Origin of the sequence: Microbacterium sp., assembly GCF_049650565.1 — a bacterium.
GTDB lineage: Bacteria > Actinomycetota > Actinomycetes > Actinomycetales > Microbacteriaceae > Microbacterium.
Window position 1 is genome coordinate 121,212 of sequence record NZ_JBASAK010000041.1, and the last position, 17,985, is coordinate 139,196.

At 69.2% G+C, this 17,985-nt stretch carries 15 protein-coding genes and 2 tRNA genes; 2 read left to right on the forward strand and 15 right to left on the reverse strand.

Translation table 11 applies throughout. The features are described from left to right. Positions 1-168: 168 nt before the first annotated feature. The 4 genes from WA967_RS07850 to WA967_RS07865 form a co-directional block, all read right to left on the reverse strand. The gene (locus tag WA967_RS07850; protein ID WP_424420885.1) at positions 169-837 is read right to left on the reverse strand and encodes an endonuclease/exonuclease/phosphatase family protein; all 669 of its coding nucleotides are present in this window, start codon (positions 835-837) and stop codon (positions 169-171) included. A 49-nt stretch (positions 838-886) separates the two neighbouring features. Beyond that, entirely contained in the window at positions 887-2,218 is a 1,332-nt protein-coding gene (locus WA967_RS07855; protein ID WP_424420887.1) for a CopD family protein, read from the reverse strand. A 166-nt stretch (positions 2,219-2,384) separates the two neighbouring features. Beyond that, positions 2,385-2,669, reverse strand: coding sequence for a hypothetical protein (locus WA967_RS07860; RefSeq protein ID WP_424420889.1), 285 nt, complete (start codon positions 2,667-2,669; stop codon positions 2,385-2,387). Next, positions 2,666-3,340 (reverse strand): RNA polymerase sigma factor, encoded by a 675-nt coding sequence (locus tag WA967_RS07865; protein WP_424420891.1) that lies wholly within the window; start codon positions 3,338-3,340, stop codon positions 2,666-2,668. The genes WA967_RS07860 and WA967_RS07865 overlap by 4 nt, the downstream gene beginning before the upstream one ends. A 383-nt stretch (positions 3,341-3,723) precedes the next feature. Between WA967_RS07865 and WA967_RS07870 the strand changes: the two genes are divergently transcribed. After that, positions 3,724-4,425: a hypothetical protein gene (locus WA967_RS07870; RefSeq protein WP_424420893.1), complete on the forward strand. Its 702-nt coding sequence runs from the start codon at positions 3,724-3,726 to the stop codon at positions 4,423-4,425. 69 nt (positions 4,426-4,494) lie between these two features. On the opposite strand, the gene truA is transcribed toward WA967_RS07870, so the two are convergent. Continuing rightward, positions 4,495-5,337, reverse strand: coding sequence for a tRNA pseudouridine(38-40) synthase TruA (gene truA / locus WA967_RS07875; protein WP_424420895.1), 843 nt, complete (start codon positions 5,335-5,337; stop codon positions 4,495-4,497). Between the two features lie 55 nt (positions 5,338-5,392). Here truA and WA967_RS07880 point away from each other — a divergent pair, with 55 nt between their 5' ends. Continuing rightward, positions 5,393-7,237 (forward strand): acyltransferase family protein, encoded by a 1,845-nt coding sequence (locus WA967_RS07880; RefSeq protein WP_424420896.1) that lies wholly within the window; start codon positions 5,393-5,395, stop codon positions 7,235-7,237. A gap of 152 nt (positions 7,238-7,389) precedes the next feature. Here the strand turns inward: WA967_RS07880 and WA967_RS07885 are convergent, their stop codons facing one another. The 10 genes from WA967_RS07885 to WA967_RS07930 form a co-directional block, all read right to left on the reverse strand. Further along, positions 7,390-10,731 (reverse strand): ATP-binding protein, encoded by a 3,342-nt coding sequence (locus WA967_RS07885; RefSeq protein WP_424420898.1) that lies wholly within the window; start codon positions 10,729-10,731, stop codon positions 7,390-7,392. Next, complete coding sequence (locus WA967_RS07890) at positions 10,728-11,420, reverse strand: DUF4194 domain-containing protein (protein WP_424420900.1); 693 nt, start codon at positions 11,418-11,420, stop codon at positions 10,728-10,730. The genes WA967_RS07885 and WA967_RS07890 overlap by 4 nt, the downstream gene beginning before the upstream one ends. After that, positions 11,413-12,882 carry a DUF3375 domain-containing protein gene (locus WA967_RS07895; RefSeq protein ID WP_424420902.1) on the reverse strand — a complete coding sequence of 490 codons (1,470 nt, stop codon included), beginning with the start codon at positions 12,880-12,882 and terminating at the stop codon, positions 11,413-11,415. Before WA967_RS07895 ends, WA967_RS07890 begins: the two co-directional genes overlap by 8 nt. 155 nt (positions 12,883-13,037) lie before the next feature. Further along, positions 13,038-13,111: transfer RNA gene (locus tag WA967_RS07900), tRNA-Met, on the reverse strand. Between the two features lie 30 nt (positions 13,112-13,141). Then, positions 13,142-13,213 (reverse strand) — tRNA-Thr (locus WA967_RS07905). Between the two features lie 67 nt (positions 13,214-13,280). After that, positions 13,281-14,423 carry a M23 family metallopeptidase gene (locus WA967_RS07910; RefSeq protein ID WP_424420904.1) on the reverse strand — a complete coding sequence of 381 codons (1,143 nt, stop codon included), beginning with the start codon at positions 14,421-14,423 and terminating at the stop codon, positions 13,281-13,283. Positions 14,424-14,668: 245 nt separating this feature from the next. Beyond that, positions 14,669-15,469 (reverse strand): inositol monophosphatase family protein, encoded by an 801-nt coding sequence (locus WA967_RS07915; protein WP_424420906.1) that lies wholly within the window; start codon positions 15,467-15,469, stop codon positions 14,669-14,671. Next, positions 15,466-16,503 carry a hypothetical protein gene (locus WA967_RS07920; RefSeq protein WP_424420908.1) on the reverse strand — a complete coding sequence of 346 codons (1,038 nt, stop codon included), beginning with the start codon at positions 16,501-16,503 and terminating at the stop codon, positions 15,466-15,468. The genes WA967_RS07915 and WA967_RS07920 overlap by 4 nt, the downstream gene beginning before the upstream one ends. Positions 16,504-16,606: 103 nt before the next feature. Further along, positions 16,607-17,425: an enoyl-CoA hydratase/isomerase family protein gene (locus WA967_RS07925; protein WP_424420910.1), complete on the reverse strand. Its 819-nt coding sequence runs from the start codon at positions 17,423-17,425 to the stop codon at positions 16,607-16,609. Positions 17,426-17,477: 52 nt separating this feature from the next. After that, positions 17,478-17,969 carry an FBP domain-containing protein gene (locus tag WA967_RS07930; RefSeq protein ID WP_424420913.1) on the reverse strand — a complete coding sequence of 164 codons (492 nt, stop codon included), beginning with the start codon at positions 17,967-17,969 and terminating at the stop codon, positions 17,478-17,480. Positions 17,970-17,985 lie beyond the last annotated feature (16 nt).

Here is a 17,985-nt window from a genome sequence, read left to right on the forward strand (position 1 = left end):
CGAACGGAGAGGTTCGTGAATCCCACTCCGGGGTGGTTCTCCTGGGCGGATACCCGGGGCGAACACGCCAGTGGAGGGCTCACGTTCGTCGTGCCGGCACCTCGGCAGGCCGAAGCACAGGCACCAAGGGGTCAGCTTACAGCATCCGCCCTCAGGTTCCCAACTCGGCTACCCGGCCTCCGCCGTGATGAGGATCGGTCGGTGGTCGCTGGTGCCCTGCGGCAGCGTGGTGATCCGGGAGATGTCGAAGCCGTTGGAGGTCGCGAAGTCGTAGTGTCCGCGGAACACCCGGTACCGCGTGTACGTGCGGTCGTCGCTGAGCGTCAGGCGGTAGCCGTGCTCTCGGACGGTCTGCCCCAGGCTCTCCTTGAACACGGGGTAGTTGTAGTCGCCGACCATGAGCACCGGCATCCCGGGGGCGAGCTCCTGCAGGGCGTTCAGCCCCGCGCGGATCTGCGTGCGACGCAGGGAGTTCAGCGCGGTCAGCGGGGCCGCATGGAACGACGCCACCACCACGTGCCGTCCGGTGTCGATGTTCAGCAGCCGCGCGCCCAGCACCCGCTCGTTGGCGGGCTTGAGCACCCGGTCGTGCAGCGACTTCTTCAACCCGATGGTGCGCACGCGCTCGACGCGGTACTGGTTGCTGCGCAGGTACATCGCCAGCCCCAGGCGATTGCCGGTGGTGGCCCGCACGAGCCCCAGACCGCCGATGGCATCCGGGAGCAGTGTCGTGTCGCACTCCTGCAGGCACAGGATGTCGGGGTCGTGCGTGGTGACCAGCGCGTTCAGCTCGCCCGCGGCGCGATGCTTGCGCAGGTTGTACGAGATGAGCCTCATGAGGCCACGTTACCTCTCCACAGAGGAGTCCTCGCTCGTCCCGTGCGCCTCACCGCGGGCTGAGATTCGTCAGCACGCCGGTGATGACCAGGACGGCAGTCAGCAGCATCGCCTCATGCGCCAGCGCACGCCGCAGTGCACGCCATCCGCCCGTCGCCGACGGCTGGGCGAGAATGCCGGGCACCAATCGGCGATGATTGCGCGCAGCGATCACAAGCGCAAGCGCCACCACGGCCAGTTTCAGCAGGAGCAGCCACCCGTACGAGCCGGATACCAGCGCGTCGATCCTCCCTACGATCGCGACGCCCATGGCGCAGCCGCTCACGATGAGCACCAGCACACTGACGACGGCGTAGCGCGAGAACCGTCCGACTGCCTCTGCCGCAAGCATCAGGCCGACACCGCCTTCGCCCACTCGCAACCGGATCAGCAGCAGTCCCACGACCCCGCCGACCCAGAATCCTCCGGCAGCGAGGTGGCCGAGGTCGGCGATCACGAGCAGGGCCCTGGGCTGCACGCTGCGCGTGTGGCCGACCAGCACCGGAGCCCACAGTGCCATCAACCCGCCTATCACGGGAACCGTGCGACTCACCACACGATGCACGACGCCGAGGCCCGTGCGCCGCTCGATTCCGGATGCCCTCCACATGGTCACGATCGCGACGCCGGTCAGCACGACCGCCGCTGAACTCACGACCGGCTGAAGGACTCCGGGCCACCACGCCGACAGCGGCAGGATCTGCCACGGCTGCAGACCGATCACCTGCATCGCAGATGCCGGGATCAGCAGTACGGAGGATGTGACGGCCACACCGCACGCCGTGGCGAACACGATTCGCTCCAGACGGGTCCCCGGGCTCACGGCGCGCAGCACGAGCCGCTCGAACAGGACCAGACCTGAAAGCACGAGCAGTCCCACATACTGCAGCCCGGTGAGCACGCGCACCGCCGTCGCTGTCGCGACAGGGACCTCGAACCCCGCCGGTGCGTGCGGCACAGCGCCGACCCCGACGGTGAATCCGACGACGCCGGCGATCGGATGCCCGTCGTCGGAGACCATGCGGAAGCTCAGCGAGTAGGCGCCATCGCCGAGCGCCGGCAGCGCCACGACCGCATCGGTCTGCGCCACCTGCGCGGTCAGCTTCACTGGCATCCGTCCACCGGTCAGGACGATCCCCTCCGCAACGGGACGGACGGCCTCACTGAAGTGCAGCACCGCTTCGGCCGGCATCTGCGCCAGCACGGCGCCGTCTCGCGGGGTCGTGCTCAACAGGTCGGCATGCGCTGACGCCGCCTGCGCACCGAGCAGTGCGAGCAGTCCTCCGACCGCAAGTGCGACCAGGCCGAACGCGCCGCGCCTGGCGGAGAACGCTGCGGGCATGTGCCCTCCTTCGGTCGGACTGTCTCATGGCAGGCGCGGACGACGGCAGGGTGTAAGCAGTCCGGAGCGCGACCATCAGGCCATCGCCCTTCGGAGCGGATCCCGATCTGCCTGCCTGCTCCGCGCACCACGCGCCGGGCGCGCACGGGGGGCAGAAGGTCGCGAGTCAGCGGATCGCGTCGATCGCGTGGTCGAGATGCTCGATGGCCTCTTCGCCGGTCATCAAGAAGTCGCCGGCGATGAGTCCCGCCAGCGAGCGGGCCTCTTCGTGGCACACGGCGCAGGTCGTCAGATGCACGCGAAAGGACTCCGGCAGTGGCTTGGCGCCGCACAGCGAGTCCTCGATCACCCAGTCGATCTGCTCGAAGCAGTCATCGCACGACAGCCACGGGTCGCCGTCGGCCGTGAGCAGTTCGATGTGCGCCGGCCCCAAGGGAAAGGATTCGGTCATACTCCCACCTCCTCGATCTCCGGGGGCAGTAGCAGCCCCTCGGCGATCAATTGAGTTCTCAGTCGCTTTCGCGCGTCATGCAGTGTCTTGTAGAGAGCGCCCCTGGTGCTGCCCAGGCGCTCGGCGAGCACGTCGATCGGCACCTCGTCGACGAGCAGAGCGAGGGCGATGCGGCGCTGGTGCGGAGTCAGCACTGTCGTCATCGCCCCACGGATGGCCTCCGCGAGCTCACGCGCCTCGCTGTACCCGGCGGGTGACTCAGCCGCGGAGTCCGCGATCTCGGGGATGTCGTGCAGCACGATATTACGGTCGTGCCACACCGCGCGCCGCAGCTGCACTCCCGCGTACAGGATGCCGAACTTGTAGGCCCAGGTCGTGAACCGGCTGCGGCCCTCGAACCGTTCAAGGCGCCCCAGCACGGCCAGCGTCGCATCGTGGGCGGCGGTCTGCGCGATCTCGTCGCGGCGCACGACGCCCAGTCCACCGGCCATGGGCATCCGCGTGATCTGGTGGCGCGCGGCGCGCAGCATCAGCTGCAGCAGAACCGCGACCGCCTGATCGTGCGCGGCGCCTGCCGCGGAGAGCCGGGCCACCCACTCTGAATCGGGGATCTCGATCGGGGCGTCGTCGAAGTCGTCGTCCAGCTCCAGAGCCAGGTCCTCAGCGCCCATGTCGTCCGCCCTCCACGCTGCTGCGACCTTCCGCAGACACGACCACTGCGTGGATGTCCACGGTAGCGTCGCGCGCGATGCGCTGGGCGGTCACTTCATCGAAACCAGCCGCGACGAGCTGCTCTCGGCGCCATCGGCGCAGCGGTTCGGAGACGAGTCGCGCGGCGAGCGCGGTCGCCGGAATCCCCTCGGACGAGGGCGTCGGAGTGAGCCGATCTGAGGTGCGCATGTTCGTGGGTGTCCTCGAAGCCCGGTGGTCTTACCGTTCTCGCGCATATCTCCTCGAGATCGCGATCTTCGGTAAGACTGCCACCCGCATCGGACACCCATCGCATACCCGCCGGATGAACGGACGTTCCGGCCACCGACAGAAGGAGATCCTGATGAGCATTGACATCACAGCCCGCCGCTCCTGGCGGACCATCGTGCCCGTGGTCGCGATCCTCGCACTGACCTCCGGCACCCTGGCGGCATGCGCTCCCGCTGAGCCGAAGGCGGCGGCCGCGACCGCGGCCGAGCACGCCGGCATGGGCCACGAGGCCGACCAGGGCAAGGTCGTCGCTCTGAACGCGGCGCTGGACAAGCTGTGGGCGGACCACATGCAGTACACATACCGAACGATCGATGCGTTCTTCCACAGTGACCAGGCGCTGCAGCCGAACCTGGACCGACTGCTGCAGAACCAGAAGGATCTCGGAGCCGCGATCGTCCCGTACTACGGGCAGGAGGCGGGTGACAAGCTGGCGGCGCTGCTGACCACGCACATCCAGGAGGCGGTGCCGGTGCTGACCGCGGCGAAGGCCGGTGACGACGCTGGGTTGAAGAAGTCCCTGGATGACTGGTACGCCAATGCCAAGGACATCGCGGACTTCCTCTCCGCCGCCAACCCGGAGAACTGGCCGGCCTCGGCGACCGAGCCGATGATGAAGATGCACATCGACCAGACCACCGTCTACGCGGTGGACCTGCTCAAGGGCGACCATGCCAAAGCCATCGCCGACTATGACGAGGCGTTCAGCCACATGATCGACATGGCCCGCACCCTGGCCAGCGGCATCGTCGCGCAGTTCCCGGACAAGTTCTGATCCCGACGACTGTGCCGGCACCAGCCCTCGAGTCGGCGCCGGCGCAGTCGCGTAGCGAGCAGGACGGAATCACCCTCGATCGCGCCGAGCCCTGGTCTGCTCGGCACGGGCCGCCAGCAGGTCGTCGGCAGGATAGCCGACCTCCGCGAGCGTCAGCCCCCGGGCTGGAAGGACCTTGAAGGCGCTGGTGCGGGTGAGCTCCTCCCGCAACCGCACGACGTCGTCGACGGACAGTCGCCCCTCCCCCACGGCCGCGCACGCGCCCACCAGCGCACGCACCATGCTGTGGCAGAACGCGTCGGCCCTCACATCCGCGATCAGCACGCCGTCGGCGTCGCGGTGCCAGCGGTAGTCCAGCAGCGTGCGGATGGTGGTGGCCTCCTCGCGCGGCTTGCAGTACGCGGCGAAGTCGTGCAGCCCGATGAGGGTTCGGGCCGCAGCATCCATCTGGTCGACGTCGAGCGAGGCGCGCACGACGGTGGTGTCGTTGCGCCGCATCGGGTCGTAACCCACACTCGCGTCCGCCAGGCGATAGCGGTACCGGCGCCACACCGCCGAGAACCGCGCGTCGAAGCCGTCGGGCGCGAGACTCGTGCGACTCACGGTCACGTCGGGGTACTGCCCGAGCACACCGCGGATGCGGCGGGCCAGCGACCCTGCGGGATCGGACGCCGCCTGCCCGTGCCGCGCGGTGACTCGCGACCACTGCGCCTCGTCCAGGTCGACATGCGCCACCTGGCCGGAGGCGTGCACACCGGCATCCGTCCGCCCGGCGACGATCAGGTGGGCCTCGGAACCGACGATGCGGGCGAGTGCGGCCTCGAGCACACCCTGCACGGTGCGCAGACCCGGCTGCTTCGCCCACCCGCGGAAGCCGGTCCCGTCGTAGGCGATGTCCAAGCGAATGCGCACCTGCCCAGCCTAGACTGGAGGGTCCCACCCCCTCTGAAACGTGCCCTCCTCCGCCATGCCTGCATCCCCCTCGCCGTCCCGCTTCGCGGGACTGGACGGACTCCGGGCGATCGCGGTCGGTCTGGTGCTGATCTATCACCTGTTCCCCGGTGCGGGCGTGCACAGCGGGCTCGTCGGCGTGGACGTGTTCTTCGTCGTGAGCGGATTCCTGATCACCTCGCTGATGCTGCGTCCGTCGACGCGTTCGCTCGGATATCGGATGCTGGACTTCTGGCGTCGCCGCGCGCGCCGTCTGCTGCCGGCGCTGGCCGTGGCGCTGACGGTCTGCGCGAGTGTCGCGTGGGCGATCGGCGGTGATGTGCTGGTGGGGATCGGCCGGCAGCTGCTGGGCGCTTCGACGTTCAGCTACAACTGGGTGGCGCTGGCCGGCGGCTCGGATTACTTCGCCGCCACCGAGCCGGAGCTGTTCCGCAACGTGTGGTCGCTGGCCGTCGAGGAGCAGTTCTATTTGCTGTGGCCGCTGCTGCTGCCCCTGCTGTTGCTGGTGCTGCGGACGCGCTGGCTGCTGGTCGCGTCCGCGGCGGCCGCGGCGGGCGCCTCTGCGTGGTGGATGTCGGTGCTCGTGGGCTCCGGGGCCGTGACCCGCGCGTACTTCGGCACCGACTCGCACGCGTTCGGACTGCTGCTGGGCATCGCACTCGCATTCGCCCTGCGGAACATGCCGGATCAGGCATGGATGCGATCCTCAGCTGCGCGAGTGAGCGGCCTCGCGATCGGGATGCTGGGCCTCGGCCTCATCGTGATCGCCGCGCTGCAGCCAGGGCACCCGGCCGGCACCGGCTTCCCCGGAACGCTGCTGCTGGCATCCGTCGGATCGCTGCTGGCGATCCTGGCCGGAGTCATGCCGGGATCCTGGTTCGGCCGCGCCATCGACGTGCAGCCACTGCGCTGGACCGGCGACCGCTCGTACGGGATCTACCTGTGGCACTGGCCCCTGCTGGTGCTGGTGCTCGCCGCGACCGGGGAGGGCGTGTCGTCGGGTGCGGTCGGCGTTCCCGTGCTGTCGGGGTGGGTGACGCTGGTGCTGGCCGTGGTCATCGCCGCCGTGTCGTTCCGGGTGCTGGAGACACCCGTGCGAAGGCTCGGGCTGCGCAGGTCGCTGCGCGCGATCGGCTCTCGATTCAAGCGCAACCCGCTGACGCGCTTCGCGACCCTCAGCACGCTGATCGCCGCGCTGCTGGCGCTGGGCGGAACCACCGCCGCCGTGGCCGGCGCTCCACCGATGACCACCGCCGAGGCGACCATCCTGGCCGGGCAAAAAGCCCTGGAGAAGGAGACGGCGAAGCCCTCCCCCGCTCCTGAGCCGACGCCGACCGCGATCGACGGGAACCAGATCACCGCCGTCGGGGACTCGGTGATGCTGGCATCCGCCCCCGCCCTGTACGAGCGCTTCCCCGGCGCATTCGTGGATGCGAAGGTCTCGCGCTCGGTCTGGAAGGGGCCGGGGATCATCGACGCACTGGCCGCCTCGGGCGAGCTGCGACAGCACGTGATCGTCGCCCTCGGCACCAACGGGGCGATCGACAAGGACGTGCTGCAGAACATGGCCGACACGGTCGGGCCGAACCGCGATCTGGTGCTCGTGAACGCCTATGCGCCGAGGGACTGGATCCCCGGGGTGAATGCAGAGCTGCAGGCCTTCGCCTCGGTGCGCAGGGGCGTGGTCGTCGCCGACTGGTCCGGGGCCATCGCTCCGCACGAGGATCTGCTGGCCGGCGACCGCATCCACCCCGGCGCCGCAGGCGGGAGGATCTTCGCGCAGGTCGTGGAGAAGGGCATCCGCGATTCCGAGGCCGAGCGCGCCGCCCGTCCGCGCCGCACCCCAGAGCCGCTGGGGTAGGTGCTGCGCCGGCGACGCTTCGACAGGCTCAGCGACCCAACCCGACCGCCCGCGACGCTTCACTTCGTCTCGCTGTCGCTCGCTCAGTACGGGCGACAGGCTCAGCGACCCAACGTTCCTGGGCCCCTGAGCCTGTCGAAGGGTCGCCCCACTCAGTCGACGGCGACTTTCGCCTTGGCCCAAGACCTTCCGCGGGTGTCCTTGAGGATCGTGTACTCGACATCCACGTGGGGTTCGATGGCGCTGTACTTGTCGTTCGGTGCGCCGATGACGAGCTGGAAGCCGAGGCCCCGCCAGGCTCCGATCGCGCGCTTGGTGAAGTGCGCATCCGCCTTGATCAGTGCCTCGTCCATGAACACCGGCGCATAGCGCGGACGCTCGGCGCCGGCATCCCCCAGCTGGTAGCGCAGTGCCGCGCCGACGATGAACGCGACCAGTTCCTGCGACTCGCCCCCTGACTTCTCGCCGATGTGGTCGTACAGCGCGACGTGCTCGCCGGTGCCGGCGTGCACGCGCTCGGCGGACACCCGCACGTGGTTGCGCACGTCGATGAGCTCCGCGAAGTCGGGGGCCGTCCGACGTATACGGCCGATCAGTCGGCTCATGCGGCGGTAGGCGTTCTCGCGCTCGTCGTCGGTCGACGCCGCCTCGATGAGCCCCCGGACCTCGCGCAGCTCTCGACGGAACCGCTTGCGCGCCTCGGACTGGTTCTCGCGGGGCGAGATCTGCAGGCGGTGCTCGTCGTCGTAGAACGGCAGCTCGCGCATGATGGCGTTGATGGGCTCGATGCGATCGCGGATCTCGCGCACCGACCTGCTGAGCGTGGAATCGAGGCTGGTCAGGTCGTTCCCGCTCAGCCCCAGCAGGCTGTCGCGCCACTCCCGCTCCAGCTCGTGCAGGCCGCTCGTGCGCAGCGCCTGCAGCAGCTGCGAGAAATCGGCCACCGACTCATCCGGATCGGGCAGCAGGTTCAGGTCGGGCCAGCGCTCCAGGAAGGATGTCATCAGCTGACGCATCCGCTCGCGCTGCTCGTCGTGCGCCTCGGCAGCCGCACGCCGTTCGCCCGACAGCCGCGTCGCGGCGCTCTTCAGCGCCAGGTCCAGACGTGAGAGACGGTCGGATGCGGCGTCGTCGGGTGCGTCGTCCAGCAGGAACCGGTCATCCAGGAACGAGGACTGCGCCGCATCCAGCGCCAGGTCGCCGGCGGAGTCGATCACACTCTGGCAGTCATCGACCTGGTCGGTGACCTCGCCCCATCGTTGCTGCGCGTGGGCGCGCTGAGCTCCCAGGGCGCCGATCTCGTCGCGCAGCACCGAGGCCTTGAGCTTCAACGTCTCGGCCTGCTCCTTCAGCAGCGCGATCTTCGGGTTCGCCGCGGTCACCTCCGCCTCGACGGATGCCCAGCGCGCGGCCTCCTGCATCACGGCGTCGACGTCGATCTGCTCCCAGGCCACATCCTGGATCTTCGCGAACGCTGTGCTCCGGTTCTCGAGAGTCTCGATCGTCTGCTCAGCGGCATCTACAGCGTCCGTCGCCGCGACGATCTGCGCATCCAGCCGCTCCAGCTGCCGCTCCAGGTCATGCAGACGCCGCTGATTGGAGAAGCCGAGCACGTTCTCGCGGCCATGACCGCCGTGCGCGCCGCGGTTGCCCTGCGACATCTGGCCTGTGATGGTCAGCGCCATGCTGTGCGTCGACAGCTGCGCTGAGGAGTCCACGCACACGAACGCGAACCGTTCGTCGAGGCGCTGCTGCAGCCAGCCGGCGAACGGCGTCTCACGGTAGTCCAGGCGGCCCGGCATGGTGCGCGAATCGGCCGAGCGTGACATCGCGAGCCCGGTGTGCACGCCCTCGTACCGCAGCCGGATCGGTGTGCGCACCTGATCGATGGCGGCGCGGAACGCGGCCACGTGCGAGGCGTCGATGAGCAGTGTGGTGGCGAATCCGCCGAGCGCGAGGTTGAACGCCTCGCGCCAGGGTTCGAACTCCGTGCGCACCTCGATGAGCTCGCCGACGAATGGCAGGTCCTCGATCTCGAGGCCGGCGGCCCGGGCGAGCAGTTGCCGCGCTTCGCGCAGACGTGACGGGATGTTGCCCTGCGCCCCGCCCGTCTTCTCCCGCTCCGTGTGCAGCTCGCCGCGACGACGCATCAGGTCGCGGCGTGCCGTCTCCGCATCGGCGAATGCGGCTCGGGCAGCGCGGCGTGCGGCGCTCTCGCCTGCGCCTTCACGTGCGCTGCTGAGAGCCGCCGCGAACTCCTTTGAGGTCGCCGCTGACAGCCCCAGTTCGCCGAGCACGGCATCCACCCGTGCTCGCTCGCGCTGCACCTCGGCGAGGCGCCGCTCCACCGCGCGCAACTCGCGCTGCGCGGTCTCCAGGCGGTCGCCGCCGGACTGCCGCAGCAGGTCGAGCAGGCCGTCGCGCTCGGCCTCGGCCGCCTCGACGAGCGCCTTCTTCTCGCGCAGGCTCACCTCGAGCGCGTGCGTGCGGTCGCGCAGTTCGTCCTCCACCTCGCGCAGCAGATCCAGCCGGCGCTGGGCCTGCCAGAGCGCGGCGCGGGAATCGGATGCCGAGAACTCCCCCACCTCGTCGATCAGGCGCATCCGCTCGGCAGCCGCATCGATGCGCTCCTGGATGCCGGCGATCGGCTCGAGCGCGTTCACCTGCTGCCGCGCGGTGATCATGCTGGTGCGGGTGCTCTCCAACTCATCGAAGTGGGCGACCACGGCATCCGCCACGGCCATCGTCTCGGGCTCCTCGAGCACGAGACGCTTGTACAGATCGTCGACGGTGGTGATCTGCTGGCCGGCCTGGATGCGGGCCAGCAGGCTCATGGCCTTGGCGCCGGAGCCGGCCGCTCCGATGCCCAGTACCGCGTGCAGGCGGGCGGAGAACTCACGGTCGGTGCCGAGCGTCTCCAGGCCCAGCTCTTTGAGAGACGGGTCGCTGAGGCGGTGGGATGCCGCTCCCTCCAGCCGCGCGAGGTCGAACGGCCCGTCGATGGTGGCGCGCACGCGCACAGTGTCCTCGAGGATGCGCGCACCGACCGGGATGTACCAGGCGCGGATCGCCGTGAAGCGGGACTCATCGTGATCGCGCCAGGTCATGGCGATGGCCGTCCACGTGTCCTCGCCGTCGCCGCGCAGCACGCGCAGCTTGGTGCCCTCGTCAGTGCGCGACTCGTCGATCTTGCCGCGGCCGTAGGACAGGATGCTGCGCTGCTCATCGCCACGCGGGCGGCCGGTGACGCCGCCGTTGGAGGCCCCGTTGAACGGGGTGGTGTGCGGCATCATCAGGGCAATGTAGGCGTCCATCAGAGTGGACTTTCCCGAGCCGGATCCGCCGCACAGCAGCGTGGCATTCGGCGAGAAGCGCACTCGGTGCGGGCCGCCGTCGTAGCCGCCCCAGTTGATCAGCTGCAGATCCTCCGCCACCCACTGCTGCCCGCGGGAGTCGGCGGGGATCAGACCGAAGAGCGTGTCGAGCATGGTCATTCTGCGGCTCCGTTCTCAGCGCGCTTCTCAGCCTGCGCGCGTTCTTCGCCCTGCGCGCGCAGCCAGGTGCGCAGCTCGGCGAGCTTCTCGGCGCTCAGCACCACCTCGACCAGCGAACTGATCCGATAGCGCCCGGTGGTCTCCTCGTCGATGACGCCCTCGCGGTCGAGCCGGTCGAGGGCCGCGCGGATGGCCTTCTGCTGCCGAGCGGTCGAGCCGTCGGCATCCGTCAGATAGCTCAGCACGGTCTGCTCGACGTCCTCGACGTCGATGCGAGGGGCGGATTCGCCGGATGCCGTTTCGCGCAGGAACACGGTGCGCAGGTGCACGAGCACCAGCGTCTCGGTGCGGTTGTACGGGGAGTCCTTCAGCAGCACCGGCATCTCGAACTCGTCGGAGCGGATCTGCTGCTTGTACGCCAGCCCACGCCCCCGGTCGACGACCAAGCGCAGGTACATGTCGTGCAGGCGCGACTCGATGATCTGCTGGTGCTCGAGCAGCAGCCTCCACTCGGCGCGGCTGGCCTCGGCACTGAGGAATCGGCGCTGCAGCACATGCACCAGCACGCGGCGCACCTCGGCGTCGAGTGTGCCGCGGTCGCCCGGGAACAGCTCGTCGAGGTCGTCCTCCATGGCGACCGGGGCGATGAACGGCGGGTCCGATGCCTCGTCGAGTGTCGTCTCAGGCATCCTGATCCTCCTTGGTCTCGGCGGCAGTCACTGCCGTGAATGCGAACCGACGGGTCGTCCCGTCGGGACGCAGGGTCTCGACGGTGGAGAGCGCGTCCTGCTCGGTCATGCCGATCTGGTGCACGATCTCCAGCAGTCCCACCAGATCGACTGGCCGTCGATCGGCATCCGGAGCATGCGTAAAGGCCTCCCCGACGTCGAATCCGTCGCCCAGACCCGCGACGTACGCCTCCAGCTCGGCGTAGTGCGGCCCGCCCCACGAGCGCGAATCCGCCTCGAGGTACTCCACGTCATCCGCATCCGTGAGAGGCGCGGGCGATCCTGGCGGTCGGATGTCTCCGATGCTCTGCCGCAGACGGCCGAGGTCGATCAGCGGCAGGCTGCGGACAGGATCGACGGATGCCGAACGCGGGGCGCCCCCGGCCCAGTCGTGCAGGCCCGCGGTCACGTCGCGCAGCAGTTCGTCGATCTGGCGGTCGCGCAGCGGGTCGTGGCTCTTGACCTGGCCCGTGATCACGTGGGACGCCCGGCGCTGGGCGTTCAGCACCTCTTCGACCCCCAGCTCGACGCGGCGACCGATGGCGTCGAACTCGATGCGCTGAGCGGGATCGAGGAAGCGGGAGAACGGCTGCGCGAGCAGACCGCGCAGCTGCGAGGTGAGGGCGTCGATGCGGTCGGGATCGCCGATCAGGCGCAGCGCCCCGGCGAAGGCGCGACCCTCGGGAGTCGACTGCATGACGTCCTTGGCACGCTGCAGGTACTCGCGCAGCACCTCCCCGGTAGGGCGGTCGTCGCGCCGCAGGTACGAGACCACGTCGCGCTGCATCTGCTTGAGAGACTCGGCCACGCGCGTGAAGTCGGCCGGCAGCTCACGAGCCAGATGCAGCACGTTCTCGGCCTCTTCGTACAGCTCCTCATCGTCGAGCGGAGCGGTGCCATCGGCCTGGATGCGCAGGATCTCGGCATCCAGGGCGTCCCGCTCGGCGGTGAGCCGGGCGATGCGCTTGACCGGGTCGGCCTCGGCGTCGTCGGAGAGCCGCTCGACGGCCTCGAGCAGGGTGCGCACACGGGAGTTGGACACGCGTGTGCGGTTGCCGCCGGTGCGGCCGGTGATCTCCAGCGCCTCGACGGCATGCGCGGAGAGCCGGTACACCTCCACGTCGTCGTCGATCTGCTGCACCAGCCAGCCCTGCTTGGCCCAGATGCGGCACACCTCTCGGCCGGTTCCGGCGGGGATGCGGCGGTCGTCATCGTCGTAGCCGGCGGCGCGCAGCTCGGTGAGCGTCTCGTCGACCTCTGCGTGCGCGTCGGCGATGGGGACGGCAGCGCGGTCGGCGGTGAACAGCATCGACAGGGATGCGATCACGAAGGGCGCCTGACGCCCGTGCAGCAGTCCCAGGGTCGGCGTTCTGAACGCTGCCAGAGAGCGGGAATATGCCGCCTCGGCACGCGTACCAGTCATCAGGACGAGTTTACCGGGCGGGCTGATCATCACGTTTCAGCACACCACCACCACGTCATGGTGCACGGCCGCCCTCAGCCCACGCCGGAACCCGCCCCGAGCAGCACTCCCTGCATACGACGAAACCCCCGGCGAGCCGAGGGTTCCTGATTCTGTAGCGGAGGCGGGACTCGAACCCGCGACCTCACGATTATGAGTCGTGCGCTCTCACCATCTGAGCTACTCCGCCGCATTCACACACTCCAAGAGTGGTGCCGCGAGCCCCGAGTCAGGATTGAACTGACGACCCCTTCCTTACCATGGAAGTGCTCTGCCACTGAGCTATCGGGGCGTGCTGCCCCTGTCAGGGCAACCAGATGAGCCTAGCATCCGCAGGGCTCGCACATGAAATCGAGCCGTCAGTACGAATACCGTCCCGCGTTCGCACGCAACCAGGGCAGCGGATCGATCCTCGAGCCGTTGACGATCAGCTCGAAATGCAGGTGCGGACCAGTCGACCGGCCGGTCGTGCCGACCTTGCCGAGGGGCTGTCCGACCTTCACCTTCTCACCGGTGTGCACGAGCATGGAGCCGTGCTGCATGTGCGCGTAGTGGCTCGTGATGAGCTTGCCGTCGATGATGTGGTCGATGTAGATCGTCACGCCGTAGGCGCCGCCGGACTCGGTCGCCTCGCGCACGGTGCCGTCGGCGATGGCCTGGATGGTCGCGCCATTGCCGGGCACCAGGTCGATGCCCTCGTGCATGCGGCCGTTGCGCATGCCGAACGGGGAGCTCATCGCGACGCCGACCATGAACGGCCACTGGATGGCCGCATTCGGGTCGTTGGTGTACAGGCTGTCGGAGAACTTGATGTTCTCCTCGGCCGCGACGTCCAGCAGCGAGATGGTCGAGTACGCATCGGAGCGCGTGAGCGACTCCCCCTGCGCGACGTCGGATGCCACGTAGGCCTGGATCTCGCCCTTGTCGACCTTCTCGGCCGTCGACGCACGCGGTGCGACCAGCGACGCGGAGGCTCCGCCGTCCCCCGCCTGCACGGCCGCGACTGCACTGGCGGGAAGCGTCATCGACACGGCGATGAGCCCCGCGACGCCCATCACTCCGATGCTCGCACCGGCGGCCGCGAGACGACGGCGGACGCGACGACGAGGAGCCACGTGATCCGATGAGACAGACGCCTGCACCGGCTCATCGTGTTCGCCGAGCGGAGTCGAACCCTCGATGGGCTCGACGGGGGCGATCCCGAAAGCGCTGCAGGCCTCCGCGAACACGTCGACATCGGAGTACGCGGCGGGCGCGGCGACTGCAGACCCGGTGACGGGGAGCTCCGGCTCCGAGACGGCGACGACTTCAGCCGCGGCGACGACGGCGATGTGCGCTTCCTCGACCGGCGCCTGCGGGATGTGCGGTGCGCTCACCGCCTGAGCAGCCTTCGCAAGGGCGAGCCGGCGCGCACGCCGGCTGAGCGGCTCGGGCGAACTCTGTGCGACCACGGTCGGAACGTCGACAGCTTCCGCGCGCACAGCCTCGGGAGCGTCGATCATCGACGTCACAGGAGCTGCAGTCGCGAGAGGACCGGATGCCGTTGAGGCGGCGTTGCGGAGTCGGTTGGCGCGCCGCGTCAGTGCGGGGCCATCCTCAGGACGTACAGGGGGCAAGTCACAACTCTCGAGTAATCGTCAAGCACGGGGGTACTTGGTCACTTACGCTTTCGGGCCGCGAAAGTAACGAACAGATAAACACTGTACAGACAGTCGGCTGAAAAAGCCATGGATCCGAACGAACCCCATCAGCCCGGTCGCCCTGCGGATTCGATGATGCCGCGCAGCCGGTCATGCACGGCGGGTCCGCCGGCGATGAGCATGGGGCGCGGCGATGCGAGCTCCAGCCTGGTCACGATTCCACCGGCCTCCTGCACCAACAGCGCCCCGGCCGCGAAGTCCCACGGCTTCAGGCCGCGCTCGAAGTAGCCGTCCAGCCGCCCGGCTGCCACATACGACAGGTCGATGGCGGCGGATCCCATCCGGCGCACGTCGCGCGCCATGGTCATCGCACGGCGCACCGTCGCCAGATCGTCGTCGTGGGTAGCGGGGTCGTAGCCGAATCCCGTGCCCAGCAGCGCTCCCGCCGCGGTCACCTCGCCGACCGACAGTCGACTGCCCGAGAGCCAGGCACCCTCAGCGCGCACGGCGGTGAACAGTTCTCCGAGCACGGGGGCGTAGACGGCTCCCGCGACGCCCTGCCACCGCTGCGGATCGGGCTCGCCCTGAACGACGGCGATACTCACCGAGTAGGCGCCTATGCCGTAGGCGTAGTTGACCGTGCCGTCGATCGGATCGACGATCCAGGTCAGGCCGCTGGTGCCGGCCTCCGCGCCGCTCTCCTCACCGAAGAAGCCGTCATCCGGCCGCTCGGCGTGCAACCGGTCCCTGACGAGCTGCTCGACCTCACGATCGGCCTCGGTGACGATATCAGCCAGCGATGACTTGGTGGCCGCCAGCGCGACCCCCTCCGACCGACGCTGCTTCGCCCGTGCGCCGGCCTCGAGGGCGATGTCCGCAGCGAGCGCACCGAGCCCGGCGTCGTTCACTGCGCCGCGCCCGGAGCCGCGGGAGGCGGCGGCGGGAAGGAACCGTTCGCCGGCGGGACCGGCGGGTGCTGTCCCTGTGGCGGAGCCGCGGGCTGATCGGAGGCCGGCTGAGCGTGCTGCTCAGGAGTCGGCAGGACAGGGGCCGCGAACTGCTCGGGGCCCTGGTGCTGCGCAGGCGACTGCTGCACCGGCGGGGCATCCGGCGCGGGGAAGCCCTGCGCAGGTGCCGGGTACGTGGGCTGTCCGGTGTAGTACGCGTTCCAGTCCGGCGATCCGTCGGGCATGATCGGCAGCGGCGTGCGTCCATCGGCGTAGGTGGGCCACTGCTGCAGCGGGGGCGGTGCCGCGAATGACCCCTGCGACTCCACATATGACGGCTGATGCATGAGCGGCTCCGGTCGCGGGCGCCGGGGCGCGAACAGCGCGTTGAGCAGGGGGATCAGCGTCGTGCCGACGGCGGCGAGGATCGTGAGAGCGATCACGATGCGCCAGTACAGGTCGCGGTACTCGAACAGGTCGGGGAGAGTCAGGAAGAGAACCAGCATGGCGACCAGCAGGCCCAGGACGACCAGCGTGGCGATCGTGATCACGCGGGTGAACGCCGTGACGTAGCGCTGCGACGCCTTCAGGAACAGCCGCAGGTGCAGCAGCGCCAGCTGCAGGATGCCGATCACGAGGACCAACTGCCAGAAGCGCACGATGCCCCAGCCGCCGTGAGCGTCGTCCTCGGGCAGCCAGATCTTCACCGCGCCGACCAGCAGCACGATGATCCAGCTGACCATGCTGCCCAGCGCCAGCCAATCAGGCCGGCTCGCGGAGAGATTGGACTCCAGGATCGCCACGCCGGCGAACAGTGCCAGCAGCAGGATCGTCAGGAACGCGCGGCCGATGATGCCATCCTGGTCCCCGATGAGCACCCACACCACGCAGACGAGCGCGGCGGCGATGAGCGCGCCGATGGCGATCCAGATGGCCCCGCGCATGAGCTTCGAGGTCATCTGCTTGGTATCGGTGTGCGGTGTCGTATCGGACATGAGCATCCCCTCCGGCGGTCGTGCTCTCATCCTGCCATGCAGGCTCGCGCACTGCCGGGCGCTGTGGATAACTTCCGCGCCCAGGCGTCAGCGCACCGACGCGTCAGCGCGCCGACTTGCGGGATGCGGCCGCGAATCCGGCCACCCGGGCTGTGGCATCGGGCGTCTCGAACGCCTCCCCGATGGAGCGGGCCTCCTCGGCCAGCTGCTCCGCATAGGTGCGCGACGGCTGCGAGCGGATGAGCCGCTTGGCCTGCCCGTAGGCTCCTGCGGCTCCCGACAGCCAGAAGCGCGCGACCTCCTGCGCGCGCTCGCGCACGGCATCCGCCTCGGCCTCGGCATCTTGGGTTCCTGAGCCTGTCGAAGGGCCCGCCACGGACTCCGCGACCAGACCCCACTCCACGGCCTCGGCCGCGGAGAGCATGCGGTCCTGCAGCACCAGCTGCAGCGCACGGCGCTCGCCGATCGCGCGGGCCAGCTGCGCGGTGACCGACAGGTCGGGTGTCAGTCCGATGTTGGCGTAGAGGCTGCCGATCTTCGAGCCTGAGCCGACCACGGCGTAATCGCCGCACATCATGATGCCCAGGCCTCCGCCGGCGGTGGTGCCGTGCGCTGCGACCGCGACAGGGATGGCCGAGGTGGTCAGCGAGACGATGCCCTCGTTGATCACGTGCGCGAGCGCGGTGATGTCGGCGCCGCCGCCCAGGCCGGTCGCCATGGCCAGCACGTCGCCGCCGGCGCAGAAGGCCCGGCCTGCGGCATCCAGCACGATGGCGCGCACATCGTCGCGACCGACCGCCTCGGCGGTCGCATCGCGCCAGGCGTGCGCGAGATCCGCATCGAACGCGTTCAGACTCGCGGGCCGGTTCAGCGTGAGGTGCGCCAGGCCGTCGGCGATGCTCAGCAGGATGGAATCAGACATGGCTCTCCTTCGATGCGCAGATCTTCAGTCTCAGCCTAACCGGGACTCAGGCTCATTCCTCACCGAGCACCCTGGCCACGAAGGCCTCCATGCGGTGACGCGTGCCGTCCAGGCGCATGTCGGCCTGGCCGGGGGCGCGCACCTCGTTCGGCGCCAGCGGATGCGCGAGTCGCACGTTCTCATGGCAGGACAGATCCGCGCAGATATAGGTGCCCGCGCTGTCGCCGCGGCGGCCCTTCGCACCGCCCCGGCGCGCGGTCAGCAGCGCCACCTGGTTTCCGGGCTGCAGGGTGCGACAGATGTTGCACATGCCCGAGCGCACGCGCGAGGGGTCGGTCGCGCGCAGCACGATCCCCCTCGGCGCTCCCTCGTGCTCGACGATCACGACACCGCGTCGGGACGATTCCGGATCGCGCCAGGCGAGGAAGTCCAGGTAGTCCCAGTCGGTCAGGATGAAGTCGTGCGGCATCCCGATCTGGGCGATCTCTTCGGCATCCGCGTTCCCGATGGACGCACGGATCTGTGCCTCGGTGAGTGGTCGCATCGGTTCAGTCTAGGAA

Excerpts from the sequence above, each read along its gene's own strand:
- WA967_RS07895 (WP_424420902.1), bottom strand. The coding sequence starts at position 12,882 with ATGACTGGTACGCGTGCCGAGGCGGCATATTCCCGCTCTCTGGCAGCG.
- WA967_RS07925 (WP_424420910.1), bottom strand. The coding sequence starts at position 17,425 with ATGTCTGATTCCATCCTGCTGAGCATCGCCGACGGCCTGGCGCACCTC.
- WA967_RS07850 (WP_424420885.1), bottom strand. The coding sequence starts at position 837 with ATGAGGCTCATCTCGTACAACCTGCGCAAGCATCGCGCCGCGGGCGAG.
- WA967_RS07920 (WP_424420908.1), bottom strand. The coding sequence starts at position 16,503 with ATGTCCGATACGACACCGCACACCGATACCAAGCAGATGACCTCGAAG.
- WA967_RS07910 (WP_424420904.1), bottom strand. The coding sequence starts at position 14,423 with ATGATCGACGCTCCCGAGGCTGTGCGCGCGGAAGCTGTCGACGTTCCG.
- WA967_RS07880 (WP_424420896.1), top strand. The coding sequence starts at position 5,393 with ATGCCTGCATCCCCCTCGCCGTCCCGCTTCGCGGGACTGGACGGACTC.
- WA967_RS07930 (WP_424420913.1), bottom strand. The coding sequence starts at position 17,969 with ATGCGACCACTCACCGAGGCACAGATCCGTGCGTCCATCGGGAACGCG.
- WA967_RS07860 (WP_424420889.1), bottom strand. The coding sequence starts at position 2,669 with ATGACCGAATCCTTTCCCTTGGGGCCGGCGCACATCGAACTGCTCACG.
- WA967_RS07885 (WP_424420898.1), bottom strand. The coding sequence starts at position 10,731 with ATGACCATGCTCGACACGCTCTTCGGTCTGATCCCCGCCGACTCCCGC.
- WA967_RS07890 (WP_424420900.1), bottom strand. The coding sequence starts at position 11,420 with ATGCCTGAGACGACACTCGACGAGGCATCGGACCCGCCGTTCATCGCC.
- WA967_RS07855 (WP_424420887.1), bottom strand. The coding sequence starts at position 2,218 with ATGCCCGCAGCGTTCTCCGCCAGGCGCGGCGCGTTCGGCCTGGTCGCA.
- WA967_RS07865 (WP_424420891.1), bottom strand. The coding sequence starts at position 3,340 with ATGGGCGCTGAGGACCTGGCTCTGGAGCTGGACGACGACTTCGACGAC.
- WA967_RS07870 (WP_424420893.1), top strand. The coding sequence starts at position 3,724 with ATGAGCATTGACATCACAGCCCGCCGCTCCTGGCGGACCATCGTGCCC.